Annotated in this window: 26 protein-coding genes; 2 read left to right on the top strand and 24 right to left on the bottom strand. The window is 67.7% G+C overall.

Annotated elements, in window-relative coordinates; translation table 11 throughout:
- The first annotated feature begins 73 nt into the window (after nt 1-73).
- Nucleotides 74-196, top strand: coding sequence for a hypothetical protein (locus E8A74_RS55495; protein ID WP_269749872.1), 123 nt, complete (start codon nt 74-76; stop codon nt 194-196).
- 437 nt (nt 197-633) lie between these two features.
- Here E8A74_RS55495 and E8A74_RS14365 read toward each other — a convergent pair whose 3' ends face one another.
- Nucleotides 634-1,788 carry an IS1 family transposase gene (locus E8A74_RS14365; RefSeq protein WP_136929555.1) on the bottom strand — a complete coding sequence of 385 codons (1,155 nt, stop codon included), beginning with the start codon at nt 1,786-1,788 and terminating at the stop codon, nt 634-636.
- A gap of 315 nt (nt 1,789-2,103) precedes the next feature.
- Between E8A74_RS14365 and E8A74_RS14360 the strand changes: the two genes are divergently transcribed.
- Nucleotides 2,104-2,502 (top strand): hypothetical protein, encoded by a 399-nt coding sequence (locus E8A74_RS14360; protein ID WP_136929554.1) that lies wholly within the window; start codon nt 2,104-2,106, stop codon nt 2,500-2,502.
- Between the two features lie 183 nt (nt 2,503-2,685).
- Here the strand turns inward: E8A74_RS14360 and E8A74_RS55490 are convergent, their stop codons facing one another.
- The 23 genes from E8A74_RS55490 to E8A74_RS14245 all read right to left on the bottom strand — a co-directional run bounded on the left by E8A74_RS55490 (nt 2,686) and on the right by E8A74_RS14245 (nt 25,109).
- Nucleotides 2,686-3,012 carry a hypothetical protein gene (locus E8A74_RS55490; protein ID WP_211365359.1) on the bottom strand — a complete coding sequence of 109 codons (327 nt, stop codon included), beginning with the start codon at nt 3,010-3,012 and terminating at the stop codon, nt 2,686-2,688.
- Nucleotides 3,013-3,036: 24 nt separating this feature from the next.
- Nucleotides 3,037-4,356, bottom strand: a complete 1,320-nt coding sequence (locus E8A74_RS14350) for a DUF58 domain-containing protein (protein ID WP_136929553.1) — start codon at nt 4,354-4,356, stop codon at nt 3,037-3,039.
- Nucleotides 4,357-4,363: 7 nt separating this feature from the next.
- Nucleotides 4,364-5,329, bottom strand: coding sequence for an AAA family ATPase (locus tag E8A74_RS14345; protein WP_136929552.1), 966 nt, complete (start codon nt 5,327-5,329; stop codon nt 4,364-4,366).
- On the bottom strand, nt 5,326-7,638 hold the full coding sequence (locus E8A74_RS14340; protein WP_136929551.1) for a DUF4350 domain-containing protein: 2,313 nt from the start codon (nt 7,636-7,638) through the stop codon (nt 5,326-5,328). Before E8A74_RS14340 ends, E8A74_RS14345 begins: the two co-directional genes overlap by 4 nt.
- Nucleotides 7,635-8,435 (bottom strand): hypothetical protein, encoded by an 801-nt coding sequence (locus tag E8A74_RS14335; RefSeq protein WP_136929550.1) that lies wholly within the window; start codon nt 8,433-8,435, stop codon nt 7,635-7,637. Before E8A74_RS14335 ends, E8A74_RS14340 begins: the two co-directional genes overlap by 4 nt.
- The gene (locus tag E8A74_RS14330; protein WP_136929549.1) at nt 8,432-9,397 is read right to left on the bottom strand and encodes a stage II sporulation protein M; all 966 of its coding nucleotides are present in this window, start codon (nt 9,395-9,397) and stop codon (nt 8,432-8,434) included. Before E8A74_RS14330 ends, E8A74_RS14335 begins: the two co-directional genes overlap by 4 nt.
- Nucleotides 9,394-10,170, bottom strand: a complete 777-nt coding sequence (locus tag E8A74_RS14325) for an RDD family protein (RefSeq protein WP_136929548.1) — start codon at nt 10,168-10,170, stop codon at nt 9,394-9,396. Before E8A74_RS14325 ends, E8A74_RS14330 begins: the two co-directional genes overlap by 4 nt.
- An 84-nt stretch (nt 10,171-10,254) precedes the next feature.
- Nucleotides 10,255-10,662 carry a hypothetical protein gene (locus E8A74_RS14320; protein ID WP_136929547.1) on the bottom strand — a complete coding sequence of 136 codons (408 nt, stop codon included), beginning with the start codon at nt 10,660-10,662 and terminating at the stop codon, nt 10,255-10,257.
- 122 nt (nt 10,663-10,784) lie between these two features.
- Complete coding sequence (locus tag E8A74_RS14315) at nt 10,785-11,510, bottom strand: hypothetical protein (RefSeq protein ID WP_136929546.1); 726 nt, start codon at nt 11,508-11,510, stop codon at nt 10,785-10,787.
- Nucleotides 11,510-12,106 carry an RNA polymerase sigma factor gene (locus E8A74_RS14310; protein ID WP_170229118.1) on the bottom strand — a complete coding sequence of 199 codons (597 nt, stop codon included), beginning with the start codon at nt 12,104-12,106 and terminating at the stop codon, nt 11,510-11,512. Before E8A74_RS14310 ends, E8A74_RS14315 begins: the two co-directional genes overlap by 1 nt.
- Before the next feature lie 86 nt (nt 12,107-12,192).
- Nucleotides 12,193-13,221 (bottom strand): serine/threonine-protein kinase, encoded by a 1,029-nt coding sequence (locus tag E8A74_RS14305; RefSeq protein ID WP_136929544.1) that lies wholly within the window; start codon nt 13,219-13,221, stop codon nt 12,193-12,195.
- 9 nt (nt 13,222-13,230) lie between these two features.
- Nucleotides 13,231-14,292, bottom strand: a complete 1,062-nt coding sequence (locus tag E8A74_RS14300; protein ID WP_211365358.1) for an ABC transporter ATP-binding protein — start codon at nt 14,290-14,292, stop codon at nt 13,231-13,233.
- A 15-nt stretch (nt 14,293-14,307) separates the two neighbouring features.
- A complete protein-coding gene (locus E8A74_RS14295; protein WP_211365357.1) occupies nt 14,308-15,096 on the bottom strand; it encodes an ABC transporter permease in 789 nt (262 codons plus the stop codon).
- Nucleotides 15,093-16,070 (bottom strand): ABC transporter permease, encoded by a 978-nt coding sequence (locus E8A74_RS14290; RefSeq protein ID WP_136929542.1) that lies wholly within the window; start codon nt 16,068-16,070, stop codon nt 15,093-15,095. Before E8A74_RS14290 ends, E8A74_RS14295 begins: the two co-directional genes overlap by 4 nt.
- A gap of 10 nt (nt 16,071-16,080) precedes the next feature.
- Nucleotides 16,081-17,232 (bottom strand): ABC transporter substrate-binding protein, encoded by a 1,152-nt coding sequence (locus E8A74_RS14285; protein ID WP_136929541.1) that lies wholly within the window; start codon nt 17,230-17,232, stop codon nt 16,081-16,083.
- 28 nt (nt 17,233-17,260) lie between these two features.
- Nucleotides 17,261-18,712, bottom strand: coding sequence for an aldehyde dehydrogenase family protein (locus tag E8A74_RS14280; RefSeq protein ID WP_136929540.1), 1,452 nt, complete (start codon nt 18,710-18,712; stop codon nt 17,261-17,263).
- Nucleotides 18,709-20,037 (bottom strand): 4-aminobutyrate--2-oxoglutarate transaminase, encoded by a 1,329-nt coding sequence (gene gabT / locus E8A74_RS14275; RefSeq protein ID WP_136929539.1) that lies wholly within the window; start codon nt 20,035-20,037, stop codon nt 18,709-18,711. The genes E8A74_RS14280 and gabT overlap by 4 nt, the downstream gene beginning before the upstream one ends.
- Before the next feature lie 23 nt (nt 20,038-20,060).
- Nucleotides 20,061-21,527 (bottom strand): aldehyde dehydrogenase family protein, encoded by a 1,467-nt coding sequence (locus E8A74_RS14270; RefSeq protein WP_136929538.1) that lies wholly within the window; start codon nt 21,525-21,527, stop codon nt 20,061-20,063.
- 216 nt (nt 21,528-21,743) lie between these two features.
- Complete coding sequence (locus E8A74_RS14265; RefSeq protein ID WP_136929537.1) at nt 21,744-22,283, bottom strand: hypothetical protein; 540 nt, start codon at nt 22,281-22,283, stop codon at nt 21,744-21,746.
- Nucleotides 22,284-22,289: 6 nt separating this feature from the next.
- Nucleotides 22,290-22,889 carry a hypothetical protein gene (locus E8A74_RS14260; RefSeq protein WP_136929536.1) on the bottom strand — a complete coding sequence of 200 codons (600 nt, stop codon included), beginning with the start codon at nt 22,887-22,889 and terminating at the stop codon, nt 22,290-22,292.
- Nucleotides 22,890-22,916: 27 nt separating this feature from the next.
- Nucleotides 22,917-23,147, bottom strand: a complete 231-nt coding sequence (locus E8A74_RS14255) for a hypothetical protein (protein WP_136929535.1) — start codon at nt 23,145-23,147, stop codon at nt 22,917-22,919.
- 47 nt (nt 23,148-23,194) lie between these two features.
- Nucleotides 23,195-23,863, bottom strand: a complete 669-nt coding sequence (locus tag E8A74_RS14250) for a hypothetical protein (RefSeq protein ID WP_136929534.1) — start codon at nt 23,861-23,863, stop codon at nt 23,195-23,197.
- Between the two features lie 400 nt (nt 23,864-24,263).
- Nucleotides 24,264-25,109 (bottom strand): Uma2 family endonuclease, encoded by an 846-nt coding sequence (locus E8A74_RS14245; RefSeq protein WP_170229117.1) that lies wholly within the window; start codon nt 25,107-25,109, stop codon nt 24,264-24,266.
- Between the last annotated feature and the right edge of the window lie 104 nt (nt 25,110-25,213).

Below are 25,213 nucleotides of genomic sequence, written 5' to 3'. Positions count from 1 at the left end.
GTTTGGGGGAGCGGATCCCGAACACGTAGATGGTCTCCTCAATCAAGTCGACACGCATGCGGAGGATGAAGCCGTGCGCGGCACGCATGCGAACCCGCGGTCTATCCCCTTCGTCTTCTGCCTCGACATTGCCTACAAGTGTCTCGGCGAATGCCATTACGTCGGCTTCTATGTCGCCATCAACTCTATAATGTAGTTCTTGCCGACGACGCAGAACTACGGGGTCCCAGAGAATCCGCAGCCCCATTATTGAGCGTTGCCACGTCCCAGCATGGCCACGGCCTCGTCATGCGGGATCCAGTGCGTCACAGAACGCTCAGCCTCATCCCACTCCGCACGCTCCTCATCGCTCAACACGAGGCGAGGAGCGCGCTTGAGCGTGGCACGCATCAAGTCCAGTCGCGAACCACGGACTTGCACCCCGCTCTCCGACTCGGGTTCGTCGGTTGATGCTGCCGACAGTTTCCTTGCTGCGTCCACGTCACACCTCCATACGTCGCTCGTGGGCATTTCAGGGCACACGAGTCCCGTGGTCGTCACTCGCACAAGGTGACACACTAGGCTTGACAAGAGCAACATGGTTCGTCCTGCGAAGCAAAGTTAGCCCCCAGGCTAAGTCTGGCATGCAATCTGCTAGCAACGCGGGGGCGGTGGATCAAGCAGAGACAGTTGCCCGTCGTCCCGCACGCTCGGGCGCCACGCGAACAGGTCAAGCTGCGTGCCCGGTGGCGGTAGCGGCTCGCGCGGAGCTTCCCCCGTCCCGACCCTCGCCGGGGGCGCGGTGGGCGGCGTAGGAGCCCGCGGCGTCTCGCTCGGCTTCCCCTTCCCACCGGGCAGGGCGCGGAGCCACCCCTTGCCGTTCGGCAGCTCGCGGGCGGCGCCCGGCTTCTCGCCCGGTGCTGGGGCGGGCGGCGCGAGCTTCTTCGGCTCCGGGGGCGCGCACGGCTCCGCGGCAAGGGCGCGCTCGACAAGCTCCTGCACCGACCAGACGTGATCCGTGATGCCCGCCTCCATGGCCGGCGTAACGCGCAAGCTCTCGTGCACGCGGCAGAAGTTGTACCAGGCGACGTGCAGGCTCACGGCGGCGCGGTGATTCTCGATCTTCTTCGAGAAGCCGTTGCAGAGCCGCGTGAAGCGCCGGACGTGCATCCGGACCGTGAGGTTCGCCCGCTCGACGTGCGACGTGCTCGCGCGGTCGAGGTTCGGCGCCCCGTGCGCGGTCTTCTTCGTGATGAAGGGATCCCGCGGCGGCTCGTAGCGGTGGTCGTGGCGCTGCCCGTCCGCGCGGCCCTTCTTCGTGTAGTTCTTCTGGATCACAGCGTGGTCGACGGCGCCCCCGAAGCTCTGCCCGACGGCGACGGGGTAGCTCTGCCACCCGTCCGTGGAGAGTTCCGGAATCGTCACGAGACGAGCGCGGAGATCGGCGACGAACGCCCGCGTGTTCGCCTCATCGCGCTTCCCGACGCGGTAGCTCACGAGGAGCTTCTTCGTGCGCGACATGGCGAGGTAGGCGTAGGCGTCCCCGAACTCCGCGGGATCCTCCGCGGTCACGCGGGCCTGCTTCTTCTGCACGTAGGACCAGATCTCATCCAGCTCGATCTCGCGAATGTCGAGGTCCCTCACGAGCAGGTTGTGCAGGTTGTCGCAGCCCGCGCCCATCCGAAGCAGGGTCGAGAGGACCGTCGGAAGGGAGACGTCCGTGAGCCGCGACGTCGCGCGCACGCTCGCGCCCTCTACGAGGTGCTTCACCACGTCGGTGCGCTTCTCGATGGGCAGGACGTTCGCCACGACGCGAGACCCCAGCAAGGGCCGCCACGGGCGCCGCGTCGCGCCCCATGCGCGTCGTCGGCTCGACCGTTTCAGCGGCTCACTCGATGGGACGAATCTATCACGATTTGTCGGCCTTTCGTGGTTATTCGGCAATGGGATAGGACATTAATTGTCCGAGGTAGGACCGTTTGCCCACGGAGATCGGAGCGCCGATCCGCGGGTCAACCGTGCCAACGCAAGGGCGGACGATGCCGGTCCGCGGCGGATGTTCAGGTGAGAGGCGACGCGTCGTGAAGTTGTCCGGCGTCAACGTGGACTCGTAACGTCCGTTGCATGCTGAAACCTCACGACGTGGCGTCACCTGAGACGGCAGACGTGGACGCGGTCAAACGGATCATCGCCGATGCTGAGGCCGTCCTTCGTCAGCAAGGCGGCTGCGAATTGGAGATTGAACGGATCGGCTTGTCGACCGTGATCGCGGTCGCGAAACAGGCTCGCAAGGCAGGGTGGATTGCGTATGCCACGACGACGCAGAGGGGGCGGGTGCTCATGATCGAGCATCCCGATCTGTCGGCTTTTCAGACGTCGTCGGAACGGCCCGCGTCGGTGTCCAAGGGCAAGGGCGGTGCGAAGGTAAGGCCGTCGATGGCCGAAGCCGAGCGCGCGGATCTGGACTCCGCGCTCGCCGCGCTTGAGGCGGCGTCCAAGATGTCTTCCAAGGGGAAGACCTGAACACGACCCGCTTGGACGTCCTCGTGCAATTGCCGACGGCGCTCCGGCGTGATGGCGCGGATGCGCGCCGTCGTTCCAGGCACCGTGTGCCAACCATCATCATCTTCTGTGCTCATCGTTCCTCTCGACATGGTGAAGGGGTGTCTCTGCGTTCGTCGCGCCGAACCGGCTGATCAAGTTTGATCAGGACCCTGCGCCGCCCTGACCGCTGCCTGCGCCGCCCTGACCGCTGCCTGCGCCGCCCTGACCGCCGCCTGCGCCGCCCTGACCGCCGCCTGCGCCGCCCTGACCGCTGCCTGCGCCGCCCTGACCGCCGCCTGCGCCGCCCTGACCGCTGCCTGCGCCGCCCTGACCGCCGCCTGCGCCGCCCTGACCGCCGCCTGCGCCGCCCTGACCGCCGCCTGCGCCGCCCTGACCGCCGCCCCCTTCCACCGTTCCCGGCAAGCCCCCAGGCGAACCGCAGCCCCATGCCATCAGAAAGACCAACCCGAACCCCACGCTCCGACCCATGGCGCGCTCCTGTCTCCCCCAGCATTACAACAGGTGCCGGGCCTTGATTTCGAGGTAACGATTGATCAGCGCAGGCGTGAGGTCGCCGGGCGCGACGTCGAGGACGAGCGCGCCGTGTTGCTTCAGGCGTCGCACGAGCTTGTCGCGAAACGAAAGGATCTCGGCGGCCGCGCCGCGCAGATAGGGGCCGACGCCGGCGAGCGCCGCGGCCTCGCCCGAATGCCCCAGCGCGAGGGCGTCGACGTCGACGTCGCGCAGGAGAACGAGGAGCGGCAAATGGCGCGGCATGAGGCCACGCATGAGCTTTTCGAGCTCGGCGGCGGCGACCTCGTCGACGACCTGCGTGAAGAGCACGACGAGCGTCCGCTTCTTTACGCGGACGGCGAGCGCCTCGAAAGCAGCTCGATAATTCGTGGGGGCGAGGTCGGGCTCGATGTCATAGCCGGCCTGCACGATCTTGCGCGTCGCGCGGGCCCCGCCCGTGAGCGGCGCATACGCGAGCACCTCCTCGGCGAACGCCATCATGGAGACCTTGTCGCCGCCGCGCGAGGCGACGTGTGAGAGCATGAGCGTCGCGTTCAAGGCGTGATCGAAGAGCGAGAGGTTCGCGAACTCGGCCGTCATGAGGCGGCCGGCGTCGATCAAGAAGACGACGTTCTGGTCGCTCTCGAGCTGGTACTCGCGGGCGGTGAGCTTCTTGCGGCGCGCCGTGGCCCGCCAGTCGATGCTGCGATATTCGTCCTCGCGGCGATATTCGCGGAGGCGCTCGAACTCGCTCTCGCCGCCGAGGCGGCGCGAGGCGCGCACGCCGGCCGGGTCGCGGTCCTGCCGCGCGAGCAGCTCGTAGCCGCGGACGGCTTCGAGGTCGGGATACACCTTGACGGGCGAGCGCGCCGAAAGGGTGTACTGGCGAATCCAGAGGCCGAGGGGCGAAGGATACCGGACGTGATGATCGCCGAGGACATGGGCGCCGCGGCGCGAGGGCGTGACGCGATATTTGAGGGTCGCATGCCCGCGCGGCAGGAGCTGCGTTTCGAGCGGGAGCTCTTCGCTCTCGGCGGAGGGAAAAAGCTCCTCCTGCACGCGCACGTGGAGCTTGCGCCGCGCGAGGGAGCGGACGTCGAGGGAGATGACGTTGGGCCGGCCAATCGAGAGCACGGCCGGGGCGCGGCGGACGACGGAGACGAGGCGGCGCCGCGCGAGCAGGGCGTCGAGGAGCGCGAGCAGGAGGATCGCCGCGTCCGTGAGGAGCATGGGGACGATCAATCCCCGGTCGAGGAGCGTGAAAAAGGAAAGGACGAGCGGCCCCGCGAACAGGAGGACGAGCGCGCGCGAGGGGACCATGTCGAAATCAGGCCGCCGTGCGCGGGACCTTCGCCTCGCGCAAGATGTCTTCAACGCAATCGTCGGCGCTCGTGCCTTCGATTTCCGCGTCGGGGTGGAGGATCAAGCGGTGGCGCAGGACGGCCGGGGCGAGCGCCTTGACGTCGTCGGGGGTGACGAAATCACGTCCCTCGCTGGCGGCCCGGGCGCGCGCCGATCCGAGCAGCCCAATCGAGCCCCGCGGGGAAGAGCCGAGGTAGACGGCGCGATGGGCGCGCGTGCGGGCGACGAGGTCGGTGATGTATTCGAGGATGCCGTCGTCGACGCGCACGCTGCCGAGGGCCGCGCGCATCTCGAGGATCTCCTCGGCGGAGGCGATCCGTTCGAGGCCGGCGCGGTCGAGCTTGGCCGCGGAGAAGCCCTCGACGTGCTGGCGCAGGATCTGCTTTTCGACGGCGGCCCCCGGGTACCGGACGTGCAATTTGACGAGGAACCGGTCGAGCTGGGCCTCGGGCAAGGGATAGGTGCCCTGGGATTCGACGGGGTTTTGCGTGGCGATGACGAGGAAAGGCTCGGGCAAGGGGCGCGTGACGCCGTCCGTCGTGACGGCGAGGTCCTGCATGGCTTCGAGCAGCGCCGATTGTGTCTTCGCCGGGGCGCGGTTGATCTCGTCGGCGAGCAGGAGCTGCGTGAAGACCGGGCCCTGGTGGAAGACGAAGCGGTCTTCTTTCTGGTCGAAGACGTTGCCGCCGGTGACGTCGCTCGGCATGAGGTCGGGCGTGAATTGAATGCGGCGGAAGCTCGCGCCGAAGACCTGGGCGAGGGTGCGGACGAGCAGGGTTTTTCCGAGGCCGGGGACCCCCTCGATGAGGACGTGGCCGCCGGCCAGGATCGCGAGGAGCGTGGTCTCGATGATCTCGTCCTGGCCGAGGAGGGCCTTGCCCGCCTCGCGGCGGATGCGGTCGAAGGTTTCGCGGAAGAGGGACAGGTTCATGCTTTTCGGGTCTTCTTGCGGGAGCGCTCGCGGGAGGTCCGCGCGAGGAAATGGTCGAGGGCGCGCATGACGGCGAAATCGGACGCGGCCTGCGCCCGGTCCTTGCCCCGCGCGCGGCCAGGGACAGGGATCGCGCCGGCGCGGAGGGACGGAGGGGCCGCCTCTTTTTGCGCCTCGGTGGCGTCCACGAGGACACGCATGACCTCGCCCGTGGGTTTACCGACGCGGACGCCGATGGCCTCGGCGAGCCCGGAGAGCCCCTGGCGGCCCTCGCGCGGGACACGCTCGCGGAGGCGCTCGACGGCCCACGAGGCATACAGGCCGAGGGCATGGCGCGAGGCGCCGGCGCGGGCATAGGCGAGGCCGAGGGCGCGGACGTGGTCGGCGAAGGCGCGGCGGCGATTCGCGGGCGGATCGCGCAGGACGCCGAAGGCGCGGCCCTGCCAGAGGAAAAAGAGGCCGAGGAGCAAGACGAGCTGGAGGAGAATGGGCAAGAGGTGCGCGCGGCTCAGGGTTTCGAGGGGCGTGTCGGCGCCGAGGGAGGTCCACGCGTCGCAGAGCTCGACCTCGCGGTGGAGCGGGCGGAAGAGGGAGATCAGGAAGGCCGCGTTCTCCTCGACCGTCAAAGCGACATTCAGGAAGAGTTTGTCGTCGGCGAGGACGATGACGCGCCCGTCGCCGACCTGCTTGAAGGACGCATACACGCCATTCGAGCGGGCCAGCATGGGTTCGGCGTCCGTGAGGGTGAGCGAGGGGCCGCGGGGCACGGCGAGGACGAGCTCGCCGAGATCGACGCGATACCCCGGGGAGACGACGATGTCGCCCTCGCTGACGTTATCGAGGTCGAGGGACGCGCCGGCCCACGCGGGGAGATCCGGCGCGCCGGCGACGACGAGATCACCACCGGATTCGACCCAGCTTTGCAAGCGACGGAAATCGGCGGCCGAGATGTCGAGGTCCGGCAAGACGAGGAGGGTCGTGTCGTCCGCGTCGGGCAGTTTGTCGAGGGGCCCGCGGCGATGGCGGAAATCGATACCATACGCCGCGAGCATGGCGCCGACGCCGTGCGTGCCCGAGGGCGAGGTGTCGCCGCGGAAGACGCCGTCAGATTCGTCCAATGCGGCGACGCGGCCACAAGAGACGGTCGCGGAGAGGCCGAGGATCACGGCGAGGATGCCGAGGGCCCGCGAGACGAGCGGGACGACGCGGTCATGAATGCGAGCGAAGGCCTCGGCCGAAGCCGCGCGGGATCCGAACTGGACGCTCTCCACCTCCGTGACGATGCTGCGCATGTCGGCGGCGATCTCGGGCCGCTCGCGGCGGAGCGCGCGCACGTAATCGCCGTTCGTGCGAGACGCGTGAATCTCGATGATGCCGTCGCCGTCGAGGCGCCGGAGGAGCGCGGCATACACGTCGTCGATGGCGGGCCCGAACGCGCCGCGCTGGGCCGCCGCGCGGGCGCGGGCGAGCAGGCGCGCGACGTCGGTCTCGACGGGGCCGCGGGGCCCCTCGCGCCGCGGCCCCGGGGCATTCGCGGGCAGATCCTCGGGGAGAGGCTCGTCCTCGGGCGCATCGCGCTCGGAGAGGACGTTTTTCAGGACCATCCACGCGACGAAGGCAATGAAGCCGCCGAGCAAGACGAAAAAGAGGACCCGCGCGAAGCCACTCGCGCCGGCGGCGTCGTCCGGCTCCGGAGGCGCGGGCGGCGGCGGCTCCGCAGATTTCGGGTCGGCCTGCCCCTTCCCCTCCCCCGCCCCGGGGCTCTGGCCAGGCCCGCTGCCGGGTTTGCCCGGACCAGCCGTGCCGCTGGGTTTGCCCGAACCGGACACCTCACCGCTTCCATCCTTGCCGTGCTCGCCGCCGGGCTTGTCCTGTCCGGGCGCACCCGAGCCGGAGCTGTCTCCATCACCGCCGGGGCCACCCTGGCCCTTCCCGTCGCCCGGAGCCCCGTCCGCCGAGGCGCTGCTGGACGAGCCGTCGAATCGACGGACGGCCGTGCGGTCATCGCGGCCGGACGATCGTCCGGCCAAACAGCGGGAGCCCGCCTTGCAGCTCGGGGAGATGCCGGGCGGGGGGCCGCCCTTCTCGATGGACGCAGACGGCTTGCGGCAGGCGGCGGGGAGCGAAGGACAAACCTCGCTGGTCTCGCCGACGAGGGGACAAAAAGCGCGCTCGTCCTCGCCGAGGGGATATTCGTCCTCGTGGCAGAACCGATAGCGCGGGTCGGTGAGGACCTCGCGGACCCGCTCGTCAGCGTTGTAGACGGGGCTTGCGCCGAGGATCGAGAGGAGCACGACGAACTTGATCACGCGGCCCTCCTGCGCTCCTGGGCGGCCCGCGCGCGGATCGCGGTGAAACGGAGCTGGATGTCCCAGCCGTCCTCCCGCGTGCGGGTGTCGATGTAATAAAGGAATCGCGCCGTGGAGACAAAAGGCACGGCCAGGAAAAACCCGGCGAGGGCCGCGAGCGAACCACCGTCGTGGAAAAACCAGCCAAAAGGACGGCCGAACTGGAGGAGGTCGTTCACGAGCCCGTCGAAGAGCAGCTCCGCCGTGAGGACACCCCCGAATCGGGCGCCGAGGAGCATGAGCAGGACGAGGAACGCATCCCCGGTGCGGCTCGCGACGAGGCGCTGGGCACGCTCATACGCGCGCATCCCGGAGAGGCCTTCGAGCATGCAAGCCTCGTCGAGGAGCAGGAGGCGAATGCCCACGAAGGGCAGGAGCACGAGGAACGTGACGACGCCGATCACGAGGCCCACGATGCGCACGACGAACGAGCCGAGGAGCGCGCCAAACCGCTTGCAAAAGAGGGCAAAGACGGCGCGCGGGGTGATCGAGGGTGAAAAGATGATTTGGCTGACGGCGACGGTGAAGAGGGCCTCGACGAAGGGCACGGTGAGGAAAGCCGCGAGCCAGACGAGGAGCCAGGAGGCGTCGAGCGCATACCGGAGCGCGAGGCACCCGGCGAGGAGCGGGACGATGGCAACAAGGGTGAGCCGCGCGTAGAGGGAAAACGCGAGGGAGAAGCAGAGGCGAAACGCGAGGTCCATGACCTCGGTGAGGCTGCGCGGGCGCAAAACGATCGCGGCGTCGCCGAGGTTCAAGGTGCCCGCCCGCGTTCACGTCCGGCGAAAACGAAATACGCCGTGACGAGCAAGGAGAAGAGGGCCGCGACGGCCCATTTCACGGGCGGCGGCGCGGCCGAGGGGGACCAGAAGCCCTCGATGGCTGCGGCGATCAGCAACATGACGGCCGCGCCCACGACGAGGCAAACGATGTCGGGCGCGCTCTCGCGGAGGGAGCCGAGGCGGGTGCGGCCGTGCGTGACGACGAGGGAATGCCCCATGCGGAGGCCCGCGGCGCCGGCGACGACGATGGCCGTGAGCTCGAAGGGGCCATGGCCGCACATGAACGTGCCGATGTTCCGGCCAAACCCGGCGGCCGTGACCCAGCCGGTGACCATGCCGATGTTGAGGCCGTTGTAGATGAGGTAAAAGACGCTGCCGAGCCCGAAGAAGATGCCGGTGGCGAAACAACGAAACGCGATGCCGACGTTGTTCCTGACGTAAAACCCGGCCATCGCGGAGTCGGCCCCCTCGCCGCGGCCCTCGTCGAAGCCCTTCGAATACATGTCGGCCATGCCGTCGAGCATGCTGCGCGGGAGGATCTGCGACGCCGCGTCGGGCACGAGGAGGGCGAGGACAATGCCCATGGCGCAGGGAATCAAGAAGAGCGCGGCGGCGAGGGCGAAAAACGAGGCATTCCTGCGGAGCACCCGGGGAAATTCGCGGGTGAGGAAGGCCCCGAAGGCCGGAAGAGGGAACGGCTCGGCGCCGTACAGGGCGCTGTGCGCGCGGCCGGCGAGGTTGTCGAGGTACGCGACGAGGTCGGGCGTGCAGCGGGCACGGCAAAGGACGAGGTCGCCCGAGAGGGCCCGGTATAGCGCCGCGGCGCGGGAGATGGACGGGCCGTCGAGGTGGTGGAGGGCCTCGGCGCGCGAGACGAGGGTTTCGAGCTCGCGCCAATCGGCGCTCCGCGCCGCGACGATCTCGTCCTGGCTCTTCACAGAGGCCTCCTGCGCTCGCTGGCGCGCGCGTGGAGCAAGGCGAGGAGGCGCGCGGAGTCCTTGTTCCGGATGCCCATGCGGCTCGCGAAGAGGGGCGCGACCATGGCCGCGAGCTCTTCTTCCCGCGCAGGGCCGAGGCCCTCCTTGCGGCGAAGAAAGAGCTCGATGGCCTCGAGCTCGTCGCCCGAGAGCGGGAGGCGCTGGGGGAGGCTCGCGAGCTCCTTCGGCGTGGGCGGTGGATCGATACGAAGCGCGGAGGCGACGGCGCGGCGCTCCTCGACGATGACCATCGTGCCCGCGACCATGTCGCCGAGGCGTCGAAACCGGCTGTCGCGGGCCATGACGACGAGGCCGATGGCATACCCCAGGGGGAGGAAATCCGCCGCGCGGAGGAGGTTGCGGAGGAAGCTGTCGCCCGTCCGCAAAGGATGGCCATGGACGGAGACGACGCGCAGATCGAGCGCGCGTTTGCCCGGGGTGCGGCCATTCCAAGCGACCTCCCAGAGCGTGTAATACCCCCACTCCAGAAGGAAAAGGATGACCAGGAGGAACCCGGTGGAGAGGCCGGAGACGGCGTCCCCGACGGCGAGGCCGCCCAGGAGGGCGATGAAGGCGAAGAGGAGGAGGACGGCGCCGCGAATCAGCCAGTCGAGCGCCCAGGCGACGACGCGGCGAGCAGGGCCGGCCACGGGGTAATGGAACCGCACGTGCTCGGGTGTCTCGATCTCCGCGGTGGTGTCGATCGGCTGGAGGCGTCGGGCCTGTTCGGCCATGGCCGCCGGATGACATCACAAGGAGGGGTGCGGGTCAAAGGGTGTCGACGCCTTCGACGACATGACCCCCCAGAGGGAGCGGCGTCACAGGCAGGGCATGTAGAGCGTCGCGTAGTTGCCGAAGCTTTGGTTCCATGCCTCCACGTGAATGACGAAACTCGCCGGCGCGCTCCCGGGATCGTGACAGTTACCCCAGTTGACGGTGTTCGCGCTCGGGAGCATGGGCATCGGCCCATCGAGCCACGCGGTATTCAAGTAATCGTACTGCCAGTACGCCGAATTGCCCCCACCCGAGTAATTGCAGACCATCCCGAAGCCGTTCTGGTGGGCGCAGCTCAGGTAGGGGACGGAGTTGTACCATTCCTCCGAGAGCCCCGGCCCCTCGACCTCCACGACTTCGTCCCCCACCTCCTCTTCCTCCGCCACGCACCCCGCGGCGAAGGGCATGACGAACAGCGCGGCAGCCAGCGACAAAGCGCGGTGATGAATCATGATTCTCCTCGACCTCTCTCCTCGCGCGGAGCACCCGCGCTCTACAGGAGTCGTTGCTCGCCGGCGTGTCCATCCTTCAGGAAATCGTTCGAGGCGGTCGCTTCGAGCCTCCGATGCCCCGCTCACTCCTCACAGAACCCCTCCGTGCACATCCATTTCAAGTTCGACAGGAGGCGGCGGAGGTCGTGCAGGCAGCCGGTCCCGCCGTCGTACCCGAGGTTCTTGCCCGGGTCGTCGCCCCGCGGGAGCACCTCCTGGCGCTTGAGGTAAAGCGGACACGCGCATCCGGGGCAATCGTCCCGATCATGCCAGTAACAACGGCCGGCGCGGACCGGCGAGGCGTGATGCGTCACCCGGGTGATCTCGAGGAGCTTGCGATCACAATGCTCGTCCCACGTGCCCTCGCAGCAAGAAGGCTCGAATTCGCACACGTGTCGCCCACAGATGTCGCCGTCCCCGGGGACCTCCTCCGCCTCGCCCTCCGGCGCGCGGCTGTGGAGCTCGTCCGGGCTCCTGGCGACCCCAGGGCGAGCCTCCACGCGCGGCGCCTCCCGCACAGGCGCGAAGCTCTCTTCCTCGGCCTCGGCCTCGATGTGCGGAATCGTGTCGTGCGCCGAAGCGCCGAATACGAAGGCGACGGCCGCGAGGGCAAACACCACGCGGGGCGCACGGTCGAGCCACCGGGCGAGGCTGCCGCGCGACGGTTCGTTCGCGAGCGCAGCGACGAACGCCGCCGAACGAATGCGCTCGGAGGGCCGCATGCGGCGAACGGGGCGAGAGGCCGCGAGCAGGCGCTTCGCCGCGGGAGAGAGCTCCTCGCCCCTGGGAGCGTGATCCCGCGCAGCCATCAGCGCCGCCCCGCCTTGCCGCCCGCCGCGCGCGCCGCCGCGCGCGTCATCGCCTTCTCGAAATCACGCCGCGCCGCATGAAGACGCGAATACACCGTGCCGACGGGGATCCCGAGCAGCACGGCGATACGATCGCATTCGATCCCCTCGATCTCGTACATGACGAGGACGGCACGTTTGTCGAGGTCGAGCATGTCGAGGACCCGCTCGACCTCGCGGCGCTCCTGCCCACGCGCGAGCGCCTGCTCGGGATCGGCGTCGATGTCCTCGATGTCCCATTCGGGGTCCACGGGGATCTCGTGGCGCACGTGGGCCCGGCGCCGGTGCGCCGCCGCGACGCGCCGGCAAATGCCGAAGAGCCACGCCGTCATGCTGGCGCGGCCGTCGTACGAGGCGAGGCGGCGGTGCACGACGAGGAAGACCTCCTGGTGCGCGTCCTCGAGCGCCGCGCCGCGCACGCCGAGGCGCTGCAAACAGGCGAAGACGAACTCGGCGTGACGCGCGTGCACGGCGGCGAGCTCGGGCGCAGGCGTGGATGCGTCCTCCCCGGCTGCGCCGGCGAACCACGTCGCGCTCTCGAACCAGGACCAGCTCACACGGGCACCCGATCCCATGTTGCTGGCACGAGCCGCAGTCCTTCACCAAAAAGGACACGGCCCGCGAGATCACCTGTATCGCCGGCTCAACCCACCCCAACGTAGAGCGCGAGCACAACCGCCGCGACGAGGAGCAGCGCGCCGAGCCCGATGACGACAACCAGCCGAACGGACCGGGACGCCGCGGGCGCCGCGCGTGGCGTGGCCGTCGGCACGACCGTGGGCGCGGCGGCGGGCGCCGCGCGTGTCTCCGGCGGGAGGGGAATGCCGTGCTTCTGGAGCCAGGCACAAAGCGCTTCGTGCATCTCCGCGGCCGTCTGGAAGCGGGCGTCGGGGTCGCGCGACATCGCGCGACGAATGACCGCCGAGAGCTCGGGATCGAGCGAAGGCAGGTGCGTCTCGGGCGGCGGCGGGTCCTGCGAGACCACGCGAAACGCGAGCTCGACCGCGTTTCGCACGTCGAAGGGGACCTTGCCCGTGACGCTCTCGTAAAGGATGACGCCCGCTGCATACACGTCCGTGCGCGGGTCGACCTTGTCGGAGCTGCGGATCTGCTCGGGCGACATGTACATCGGCGTGCCGACCATCGCCCCGGTGCGCGTGAGGGCCTGGCCCGCATTCGTGAGCTTCGAGGCGCCGAAATCGAGGATCTTGAGGAAGGGGCCGCCCTGGGGGCCCGGCACGAGGAAGAGGTTCGCGGGCTTCAAATCGCGGTGCACGATGCCGAGCGCGTGCGCCTTCGATAAGCCGGCGAGGAGCTGGACGACGAGCGAGGCGGCCTCCTCGACCGGGAGCGGGCGGCGTTTCCGCAAGAGATCGGCGAGCGTGCCGCCGTCGAGGTATTCGAGGACGATGAACCGTCCCTCGGGAGAGGCGCCCGCGCCGTGCACGAGGACGATGTGCTCGGAGCCGATGCGGCTCGCGGCCTCGGCCTCGCGCTCGAATCGCTGGACGATCTCGGTGTTCTGCGAGAGCTCGCGGTGCAAGAGCTTCACCGCGACGTGCTGGCCCCGCACGTCGTCGACGGCCTCGTACACGGCGCTGACCGCGCCCTCCCCGAGGAATCGCACGACACGAAAGCGCCCCGCGACGAGATGACCAGGCTCGAGCTCCATGGGTCTCCGTCAGGCCTCCAGGACGACCGCGCTCTTGGGATTCCAACCGACGACGACCGAGGTGCCCTGCTCGAGTTCGCCGTGCGTGGCCGGCGGCTCGGTCGCGACGACCCGCTCGCCGCTCTTGAGGCGCACGACGGTCTTCCAGACGGAGCCGACGAACACCGTCTCCTCGACGGTCCCGGGGAGCACGACGCCCTCGGATTCATGGCCCTCGGCCTTGCGGACCGTGACCATTTCGGGGCGCACGCTCAAGGAGATGCCGCGACCCGATTCGAGCACGGCGTCGGGCTCGATCGGGATCCGCGCGCCGCCGAGGGACAGCGCATGCGCGGAGCCCTCGCGATGCACCTCGCCGGCGAGCAGGTTGGTCTCGCCGATGAAATCGGCGACGAAGCGGGTCTTCGGGCGGTTGTAAATGGCGACGGGCGCGTCGATCTGCTCGATCCGGCCGCCGTTCATCACGGCGACGCGGTCGCTCATCGTGAGCGCCTCCTCCTGGTCGTGCGTGACGTAGACGAACGTCATGCCGAGCTTGCGCTGGAGGCTCTTCAGCTCGAATTGCATCTCCTTGCGGAGCTTCAAGTCGAGCGCGCCGAGGGGCTCGTCGAGCAGGAGCACGGTGGGGCCATTGACGATCGCGCGCGCGACGGCGACGCGCTGCTGCTGGCCGCCGGAGAGCTCGCGCGGCTTGCGCGCGGCGAACGTGTCCATACGCACCATCGCGAGGACCTCCGTCACCTTGCGCTCGATCTCGGCCTTGGGGAGGCGCTTCTGTTCGAGCCCATAAGCGACGTTCTGGCGCACGCTCATGTGGGGGAAGAGGGCGTAGCTCTGGAAGACCGTATTGACGTCGCGCTTGTACGGCGGGAGCGCGGAGACCTCGCGGCCGTCGAGGTAGATCTCGCCCGAGGTGGGCATCTCGAAGCCGCCGATCATGCGCAGCGTCGTCGTCTTGCCGCACCCGCTCGGGCCGAGGAAGGTGAGGAATTCGCCCTTCTCGATGGATAGATCGAGCGATTTGACGACCTCGACGTCGCCGAAGCGCTTGACGACCTTGCGTAGCTCCACGATGCCCAAAACGTTTTACTCCTTGTCGCGGCCGCCGAGCGCGGTGCCGAGCAGGATGAGGCCGATCGATCCAGCAAAGACGAGGGTCGAGATCGCGTTGACCTCGGGAGAAATGCCCCGGCGCATCATGGCCCAGATCTGAATGGGCAGGGTGTTGTCGCCCGCGATGAGGAAAAACGTGACCGGAATCTCGTCGAGCGAGAGCGTGAACGAGAGGAGCGCCGAGCCGATGATGGCCGTCTTGATGTTCGGCAGGACGACCTTGAAGAAGGTCGTGATCGGCGGCGCGCCGAGATCCGCCGACGCCTCTTCGAGCGATGGATCGAGGCGCCGGAGGCGGGCATACACCTGCGTGAGCGTGATCGCGATGAGGAACGTGCCGTGGCCGATGAGGACGGCGAGGAGCGAGACGGGGACGCCGATGAGCGGAAAGAAGCTCAACATGGCGACGCCCGTGACGATGCCCGGCAAGGTCAGGGGCAAAAGGACGATCCGTTCGAGGAACCGTTTGCCCGGGAAATCGTGGCGCGCGAGCGCGATGGCGCCGGGGACGCCGAGGAGCAGGCCGATCGAGGTGCCGCCGAGCGCGACGAGGAGGCTGATGCGCAGCGCCGCGAGGAGCTGCTCGTCGTCGAGCAGCATGCGATACCAGCGGAGGGAGAAGCCGCGCATCGGGAAGACGTTCACCGCGTCGGGGTTGAACGAATACACGACGACGACGACCATCGGCAGGTAAATGAACGCGAGGACGAACGCCGCCGCGGAGCCGACGAGGAACGTGGGCAGATCAAAGCGGCGCTTCAACGCGCGCCTCCCGTGGGACGATGGGGGCTACGCCCGGACGAGCCGGGCTGCGCCCCCAAACCCCCGCGACCGCGGCCCGATTCGAGGCTCGCGAACGATTTCTCCGCGCGCGACGTCGTCTCCAGCAGCGCCACGACGACGACGAGCAGGACGATCCCGACGACGGAGCCGAGGGGACGATCGTTCGAGGTGCCGAAGAGGTTCTGCACGACGTTCGAGATCATGAGGTTGTCGGTGCCGCCGAGCAGGACGGGCGCGAGGAAATCACCAAGCGTCAGCACGAACGCGAAGGTGCCGCCCGCGATGACGCCCGGGAGCGAGAGCGGGAGCACGACGCGGAAGAACGTGGTGATGCGGCCGGCCCCGAGGTCCTTCGAGGCCTCGACGAGCGAGCGTGGGATCTGCTCGAACGCGGTGTACACCGGCATGAGCACGAAGGGCGTGTAGATGTGGACGAGGCCGATGATGATCGCCCATTCACTGTAGAGGAACGCCTCGACAGGCGCGTCCGTGATCTTCGCCCATTGCAAGAAGGAGTTCAGGATCCCCTCGCGGCCGAGGATGATCTTCCACGCATACGCGCGGACGATGTAGCTCACCCACAAGGGGACGATGATGAGGCTGTAGAGCAATTCCTTCCCGCGGCGCACCTTGAAGGCGATGAAGTACGCGAGCGGCACGCTGAAGAGCACGGCGAGGCTCGTGACGGTCAGCGCGATCTTGAAGGTGTAAAGCAGCGTGCTGCGGTAGAGGGTCTTCGTGAAGAAGGCCTTCCACGCGTCGAGCGAGGGCTCGAGGACGACGTCGCCGAGGTCGTTCGTGCCGAGGAAGCTCTGGAAGAACAGGCCCAGGTAGGGCAGGACGAGGAAGCAGAGCAGCCAGAGCGCAGGGGGCAGGACGAGGAACAGGAGCGCCCGCCTCTTTGGCGGAGTTTGCGCGTGAATCGATGCCTTCGCGGCGGGCGCCGTATCCATTCGTGTTCGCCTACTTCGCGCTCTTCACCTCGTTCCAGAGCTCGTTGTACTTCTTGCGCTCCTTCACGTATTGCCAGAAGTTCAGGCGCTTGAAGTACGTCTCGCCCTCGGTGACACACGGGCTCTTCTTGAGGTCCTCGGACATGTGCTCCTTGGCCTTCGCGTTCGCCACGCAATATCCGCCCGTCGCCTCGAAGACGAGGGCCTGGGCCTTGGGCGTCGTGACGTAATCGAGGTACGCGAGCGCGAGGTCCTTGTTCTTCGAGGACGAGGTGATCATGAGCCTATCGATCCAGCCCGTCGCGCCCTCCTCGGGGATCACGCCCTTGAGGTTCAGGCCTTCCTTGTTGAGCGTGCCGACCGTGAGCGGCCAGCCGACGGCCAGGACGACCTCCTTGTTCTTGAAGAGATCGTTCAGCTCCCCCGCCGTCGCCCAGTACTTGCGCACCTGGGGCTTGAGCTCGATGAGCTTCTTCTTCGCCTCGGCGAGCTGCTCGTCCGTCATGTTGTAGAGCGCCGCCTGGTTCGTCTTGTCGAGGCCCATGATCTGGCCGACGAGATAGATGTTCGAGATGTCGTCCCAGAGGGTGACCTTGCCCTTGTACTGGGCGTCGAAGAAGACCTTCCAGCTCTTCGGCTCCTCCTTCACGACGTTGGCGTCGTAAATGAGGTAATCGGGGCCCCAGGTGAAGGGGACGCCGTATTGCTTGCCGTCCTTCTTCGCGTCGTCGAGGTTCTTCAGCGCGTCCGCGAGGTCGCCCCAGCTCGTGATCTTGCTGGTGTCGATCGGGTCGACGAGGCCGCCCTGCACGAGGGGATACGCGACGTCCGAGGAGGGCGAGACGACGTCGTAGACGCCGGGGCTCGACTTGAGCTTCGCCACGAGCTCGTCGCTCGAACCGAAATACGTGTACTTGACGGTGACGCCGTATTTCTCCTCGAACCCCTTCGTGAACTTGGGATCGGCATACCCCTCCCAGGTGAGCAGGTTCAGGGTTTGCCCCTTGAACTTCTCGGCAGGGTCGGCCGGCTTCTGCGCCCCGGGCGCCGCGCTGCCCGTGGGCGCCGCGCCCTCCGGCTTCTTTTCGCCCTGACAGCCGAGCGAAACGATCCCGAGCACGGCGAGGCCCGCCGCCGATACCCACGAAGACATACGAATCATCGCGAATCCTCCAATCCCCACGGTAGGTTCATCCCCTGTACGAAATGACGGTCTTGCGCTCGCTGTACTCTTCCATCGCGTAACGCACGCCCTCGCGGCCAAGACCGGATTCCTTCACGCCGCCATAAGGCATGTGATCGGCGCGATAGGTGGGGACCTCGTTGATCATGACGCCGCCGACCTCCAGATCCTCGACCGTACGGCGCGCGACGCGCAAGCTGTCGGTGAAGACGCCCGCCTGAAGGCCATACTTCGATCGATTCACGGCCTCGATGGCCTCGCCGACGTCGCGGTACGTGAGCAGGTTCAAGACCGGACCAAAGACCTCCTCGCGCACGATCGCGAGCGCCTCGCCCGGACGATCGAGGACCGTCGGCTGAAGGAGGTTGCCCTCGCGCTTGCCGCCGCAAAGGACGTTCACGCCCGCCTTCTGCGCCTCGTCGATCCACGCCGTGATGCGATCGGCCGCCTTGCCGTCGATGACCGGGCCGACGAGCACGCCCTCGCCGCGCGGATCGCCCGTCTTGATGCGGCCTACCTCCTCCAGCAAGAAGCCGCGGAACGCCTCCTCGACGCTCTCCTCGACCCACACGTTTTGCACGGAAATGCAAACCTGGCCGGCATACGCGAAGGCCCCGTACGCGACGCGCGCGGCGGCGCGGACGAGGTCGGCCCCGCCATGCACGAGGACCGCCGCATTGCCGCCGAGCTCGAGCACGGTGCGCTTGCCGCGCGCCATGCCCTGGATGCTCCAGCCGACCGAGGCGCTGCCCGTGAAGCTGACGACGGCGACACGCGGATCACGAATCGCGCGGCCCGTGACCTCGTTCGGGGCGTTGATCGTCTGGAGCGCGGCGAGCGGGATGGTCTCGCGGCTCTCGGAGACCTCGTTCGCCGCCGCCTCGAAGACCTCGGCGAGCAGGCGGACGGCGCCCGGCGTTTGCGGCGCCGGCTTGATGAGCACGGGCGCGCCGATCGCGAGCGCAGGCACGACCTTGTGCGCGACGAGGTTCAGCGGGAAGTTGAAGGGCGTGATCGCGAGGACGGGCCCCCGCGGGACGAAGAGGCTCGTGCCCGGCTCGTACGCGCGGCCCGCCGCGTCGATGTCGACGGGGAAGACCTCGCCGCCATACCGCTTGGCCTCCTCGGCGCCGACGATGAACGTGGTGATCGCGCGGGACACCTCGGCGTCCGCGAGCGCCGCGGGCTTGCCGGCCTCGTCGACGATCGACGTGACGAACTTCGCCCGCTCCTCGTCGATCCGCCGCGCCATCGCGGCGAGGAGGCGGCTGCGCAGGTACCGGCTCGTCTTGCGGAAGCGCGTCTGCGCGGCCTTCGCGGCCGAGAGCGCGCGCTCCATGAGGGCTTCGTCCGCCTCCTCCGCGACCGCGACGATGCGGCCGCTGTAGGGGGATTTGATGGTGTGCGTGCGAGACGATTCCCGCCACGCGCCGTCAATGAAGAGCAGGTGCCGGCTCATGCGCTCCTCCCGAGCTCCGAAAGCCCCGCTTCGAGAATCACGAGCCCTTCGTCGAGCTCGGCATCTTCGAGGGTAAGCGGCGGGGCCAGTCGAATGACGTTGCCGTAGGTGCCAGCGCCGAGGACGACGACGCCGTGCTGGTAACAGTATTTCGCGAGCGCCTGCGCCGCGGCCTTGTCGGGCTCGCGCGTGCGAGGATCCCGCACGAGCTCGATGGCCCGCATGGGGCCGATGCCGCGCACGTCGCCGATGATCGGAAAACGCTCTTTCCACGCGAGGAGGCGCGCGCCGATCTGCTCGCCGACGGCCTGGATGCGCTTCAAAAGCGCGCCGCCGTCGGCCTCGAAGCGATCGAGCACGGCGAGCGCGGCCGCGATGGCGACGGGGTTTCCGCCGAACGTGCCGCCGATCGCGCCCTCGACGGGCGCATCCATGATCTCGGCGCGGCCGACGACCGCGGAGATCGGAAGGCCCGATCCGAGGCCCTTCGCGAGCGTGACGAGGTCGGGCTCGACGCCGTAGTGCTCGCACGCGAAGAGCTTGCCGGTGCGGCCGAAGCCGGTCTGGATCTCGTCGACGATGAGGACGATGCCGTGCTCCTTGCAGAAGCTCGCGAGCTCTTGGACAAAAGGCACGGGCGCGTCGACGAAGCCGCCCTCGCCGAGGATGAGCTCGAGGACGACGGCGGCGACGTTGTTCGCGCCGACGTGGTGCAGGACGAGTTCACGGAACGCACGCAGGGCCCACGCGGAGGCATCCGGCTCGGGCGAGCGGTAGGCGTAGGGGAACGGCGTGCGGTAAACCTCGGGGACGAAGGGCGCGAAGCCCTGCCGATAGCCGACCTTGCTGGTCATGCTCATCGCGAGGTAGGTGCGGCCGTGGAAGGCGTGGTCGAAGACGACGACGCCCTGGCGTTTCGTGTGGGCGCGGGCGATCTTGACGGCGTTCTCGACGGCCTCGGCGCCGCTGTTCGCGAGGAAGGCCTTCTTCGCGAAGCTGCCGGGCGTGATGCGGTTCAGGCGCTCGCAGAGCGTGACGTAGCCCTCGTACGGGACGACGTTGAAGCTCGTGTGCAAGAAGCGCTCGGCCTGCGCCTGCACGGCCTGCACGACGTCCTCCGGCGTGTGGCCGAGGTTCGTCACGGCGATACCCGACGCGAAATCGAGGAGTCGATTGCCGTCGACGTCCTCGATCACCGCGCCGTGCGCCTTCGCGACGAAGATGGGCGTGCCGTGGAACGGCCCCCGAGCGACCGCCGCGCGCCGCTGGTCCATGAGTGCCCGGCTCCGAGGCCCCGGGATCTCGGTCTTCAATTCGATCCGCATGCGGTCTCTCCCAAAATCTTCGGCTAGTACCAGCCGAGCGGGGCCTCGTCCAGATTGATGTTGACCTGCTTGGTCTCGAGATACGCCTCGATGCCGTAGAGCCCGAGCTCGCGGCCGGTGCCGCTCTGCTTGTAGCCGCCCCAAGGCATCTCGTTGAACGTCGGATGATACGTGTTCACCCAGGTGATGCCGGCGCGAAGCTCACGGATGACGCGATGCGCGCGCGTGAGGTTCTTCGTCCAGACCGCCGCCGCGAGGCCGTACTCGCTGTCGTTCGCGAGCGCGATGGCCTCCTCCTCGGTGTCGAAAGGCAGGACGCTGAGGACCGGCCCGAAGATCTCCTCGCGCGCGATGCGCATCGAGGGCTTGACGTCGACGAAGATCGTGGGCTCGAGGAAGTGCCCCTTCGCGAGCGCCGGATCCGCGGGTCGTTTGCCGCCGCAGACGAGCCGCGCGCCCTCGTCGACGCCGATGCGGATGTACGACTCGACCTTGTCCCGGTGCGCCGCCGAGACGAGCGGGCCCATCTTCGTCGCGGCATCGAGGCCATGGCCGACCTTCACGCGCGGGATCTTCTCGACCATCGCAGCGACGAGGCGATCGTGGATCGATCGCTCGACGAGGAGGCGAGATCCCGCGGAGCAGACCTCGCCCTGGTTCGCGAAGGCGCCGAAGAGCGCGCCGTCGACGGCGGACTCGAAATCGGCGTCGGCGAAGACGATGTTCGGGTTCTTGCCGCCGAGCTCGAGCGTGACCTTCTTCAAGTTGCCCGAGGACGCGAGGAGGATCTTGCGGCCGGTAACGGTGCCGCCGGTGAAAGCGACCTTGTCGACGCGCGGGCTCTCGGCGAGCTCCTCGCCCGCGCCGGCGCCCGGGCCCGTGATGATGTTGACGACGCCGGGCGGAAACCCGACCTCGGTGAGGATGCGGCCGAGCTCCAAGGCCGTGAGGGGCGTCAGCTCCGACGGTTTGAGCACACACGTGTTGCCGGCCGCGAGGGCGGGGGCGAGCTTCCACGCGGCCATGAGGAGCGGGTAGTTCCAGGGGATGATCTGGCCGCAGACGCCGAGGGGCTCCCGGACGACGAAGCTGACGCTGTTCGCCGGGACGTTCATGGTCTCGCCGGCGATCTTGGTGGCGAGGCCGCCGTAGAACTCGAAGCAGTTGGCGGCGTCGGCGACGTCGAACTGGGCCTCGGCGAGGGGCTTGCCGCAGCTCTGGACTTCGAGGCGCGCGAGGGCGTCGGCCTCCTTGGTGAGGGCCTCGGCGAGCTTGAAGAGGAGTTTTGCGCGATCGAGCGCGGTGGTCTTGCGCCAGGGGCCACGATCGAAGGCCACGCGCGCGGCCTCGATGGCCGCCCGCGCGTCCTCCCGGGAGGCCTCGGGGACCGTGGCGACGATCTCGCCATTGGCCGGGTCGTGAAGCTCACGCGTCTGACCGGAGACGCTGTCCACCCAATTCCCACCGATGAGCATCTGATAGCGTTTCATTGCGCGGCCCTCTCCTCCCCTCGGAAGGCGGGGAGTCTACCCGGGAAGAGGGCTGCCGCGGGAGAAAAAAGGGCGCGCGGGCGGACGAGGGAGCGACGCGGACGGAGGGGTGGGAGCAAGCGTGGGGGCGGGCGGAGGAGCAGGGCAAACGGGGGCGCGGCTACGGCGGCTCAGGCGAGCGCGACGGCAGAACGAGGAATTGTCAACGCGGGGAGGCTACGCGGCGGCTCGGCGATGGGCATTTTCGAGAAAGTCGCAGACTTGCCGCAAGGCAGGATCGTCCTTGAGCGGTGCCAGACTCTTGCCCGCCAATTTCCCAAGCAGAACCTTCTTGTAGCCCGGCTCCAATTCCCTGAGGACGCGGGGCGGATCGTACTCCGATAGCGCCCTCTGAACATCTGTCAGCTTCTTGCCGAGGATGTCTTCGAGGAAAGGGATGTTTCGAAAGAAGCAGCGCTCAATCTCCGGTTCGAACAGAGCCACCGTCCACAGGCTCGGATCGGCGACGAGACCAAGCGCGGTTTCCAGCTCCTGCCTTTGTTGGCGTATGAGGTCGGGTTTGACGGTATCGGCATCGATGACGAGCGCCAGGGGCTCTGGACTCTCGCGTAACATCGTTCGCGCGAGAGAAATTGTGTTTGACTTTCCCCCCGCATCGTCGACTTGAATGTCGAGCCCCGGCAACATTTCATCAACAAACAATTTAACCAGGTCTCGATCGAACCGACCACCTTCGATGACAACATGGCTCTTCATCGACTTTTACTCCTTGGGGGCATCGAGCTTGCTCACGTTATGGTCGGTGGCCCCGTGTGACAGAGCCTTGCGGTACTTCAACTTCAGGGCTTTGCAGAAATTGCGTCGCTCCAAGCAAGCCTCGATCTCCTCTGCCGTCCACAGCAGGACCGTTTGTGGAAACATGAATGTCGACAGGAGCCGGGCGACTTCCCTGTATTCGCCGCTCGTAAATATCGCCCCAATCGTCGAAGCAGGACGCCGGATCAGCTGGCTTCGTAGCTTGTAGATGGGTTCATGGTCCACCTCGCCAGAATCCTTGCACTCGATGATACAGGCGATGTGTTCGACGTAAACAGCACCATCAATCTGCTCGACCTTGACAGTGCCTTTGCTGTTCTCGTTCTGACGGTAGGGCCATCGTACATCGTATGGCCATTCGATGAGCGCTCCTTCCTCCTCGAAGGCGCGAAGCACCATGTATTCCAGCGCTTTGCCGTCCGGCCAACCGGGCGTGGTCTCGGCCTTGATGGCTGCCCATAACTCCTTGAGCCCATCGCGGTCGAGCGCCTTCGCTTTCGCGACGTACTCCTCAGACCTGGTCTGCTCGTCCCTGCTGTCCTTCACCAGCGTGCTCCTTAATGTATGTACGCGTCAGCCGCGCTGGGATGCCGCTGCATCGCGAATCCTGGCGAGGGTCTGCATCATCCGGGATGCGGAGCGCAACCGGTCCCAGGGCGACTGCTGGAGCGAGAGCTGGATCAGCGTGCGGTCCACGTCGAGGACCGCGGCGAGGATGTCGGGATCGAGCTTGACGATGACCGAGCGTGCCTGCGGCGGCGCTGCAGGCACGCTCGTCGGTTGTTCTTGGGACAGGCTGCCCACGCCCTCAACCTAGCACGCTCGGTCTGGCGAGGGCAGCCCCGTGGAGCCTACGCCCCCGCCCCCTCGGCCGCCTCCTCCGCGCCCTTCGCCCGGCGCACCTTCCGGAAGAACTGATCCGCCCAATCCCGCGAGAGCCCTCGCTCGCGCGCGCGGGCCGTCAATGCATCGTGCAGCCCGTCCCGCTCGCGCGTGAGATCCTCGGCGAGCTTCTCCCGGCTGATACGCGCTTCGCCGCGCACCGTGACCACCGCCGTCGTTCGCTTGAGCGAGGCCTCCGCGGCCAGCGCCCAGGGTTCGAGGTCGCCGCGGTGCTTATCGAGCACGGGGTCGCTTGATTCGAACCACCCGAGCACCCGCGCGACCTGCCGCGGCAACGCTTGCCGGATGAACTTGCTGACAGCGACCGGGAAAAACTGCGTCCACCGCGCCGCCGTGCGATCCTTGTTCACGGCGAGGACGAGCTCGTCCCCGAACCGCTGGCAAGCACGATCGAGCCGTGTATTGGCGATGATACGCGCGGCGTCCGCGTCCGCCTGCGCCTCGCGGGTCGAGCGCTCCTTCGCCCGCACCATGTCGACCCTGGCGAGCCAGCTATCCGTGAGGGGAAGGAGATCCTGCGCATCGGGGTCGGCTTTCAGCCCGGAGCGCGTGAAAAAGACCTCGGCCTCGGTGTCGTCGAGCGGTTGGGTGGGCACGATTTTACGGGGATGGGACATGAGAACCTCCTGGAAAGGGGTATGTGCGCGTCGTCGGGAGGACGACTCGCAGCAAGGATGAGGCGGGGACAGACGAGCCGGTCTGCGCGACGATGCAACGGGAGCACACGATTGACGAAAAGTCCCCGGGGAGCGTCACGGGACCCGCGTGCAGCGGTTGCAAGGCGCGATGTGCGCGTGCAGAGAGGCGCTTGCACGTGTTGCAAGGGGCATTTCGTACGCACAGTGAGGCGTTTGCAACGGTTGCAAACGGCGTTCGGTACGCGCAGAGAGGCGCTTGCAACGCGTGCAGGCGGATCCCTGCTCGGCACAAGGGCCGCTTGCCACGGATGCACGTGGCCTCGGGTGTGTCACCGAGGGCGTTTGCACGCGTTGCACGCGGCGATCGGCGCGGGAAACCCTACTCGGCAAGCACCTCGGCCATCGAGCCGACCGTGGCGGCCCGGACGAGCCAGCGCTGGAGCGTCTCGGGATCGGCGCAGGAACGGACGCGCTCGCAGTCGTCGTCCGAGCACGCGATCCCCCGGGCCGCAAGGATGGCGAGCAAGCTGTTCTGTAGGCTCGTGAGGGCTTGCTCCGCCTGCGTCTGAGCTTGCTCGACTTGCGCCTCGGCCTGCTCCGCCTTCGCCTCCAGGCTCTGCATCATGCCTTTCAGACGGCCGATGAGATCGTCCGTGCCGAAGAGCGCGGCCATTCCATAGAAGAACTCGAGCTTGCCGTTCTCGATGGCCAGGTCGAGCCCCAGCACGCCGGAGGCGTAACGTCCTCCCTGCGGCACGATGCGCTGATAACGGCGCGCCTCGGGGGTCGGCAGGCGGTAGCCGTGAAGCTGCTGCTTCTTGCGATCGTAGACGAAATACTCGGGGATCCCGAGGCGAGCATATCGCTCCACGTTGTCGACGAGGTCTTTCTTGCGATAGCCCTCATAAAGGACCTCGATGACGAGGTCGAGCCCGCGCCCCTCGTCGGCCACGACCCAGGCCATCCGCTCGTCGTCTTCGGGCTGGGGGACGTCGAGGACGGCAAAGATGTCAGGGCAGAACGCAGGCTCGCCAGGGTAAAGAACGCTGAGTTCTCCCTCGGCTAGAAAGATGCGGCGGCCGATGGCGTTGAAGTGTCCCCGTAGCCGGTCGACCGCTCGCTGCTTGGCGAGGGTGTGCGCCTGCCCGTTTCCCTCGTTCCATAGCGGATCCGAGAACGCCACGATGACCTGGTCGAGGAACCGCTGGCGAGCCTCGGGTGACATGGCGCGCCAAACCTCAGCCGCCGGCGCCACGGGCGACGTGGGCAGAACGTCATCGGCCGGAGGTGCCATGCACGAACCTATACCACGTCCACCCGCTCGACGTC

It is taken from the genome of Polyangium fumosum, from assembly GCF_005144585.1.
GTDB classification, from domain to species: Bacteria; Myxococcota_A; Polyangia; order Polyangiales; family Polyangiaceae; genus Polyangium; species Polyangium fumosum.
Note: the sequence above shows the minus strand (reverse complement) of the source record. Positions and strands in the feature narration are given on the sequence as shown.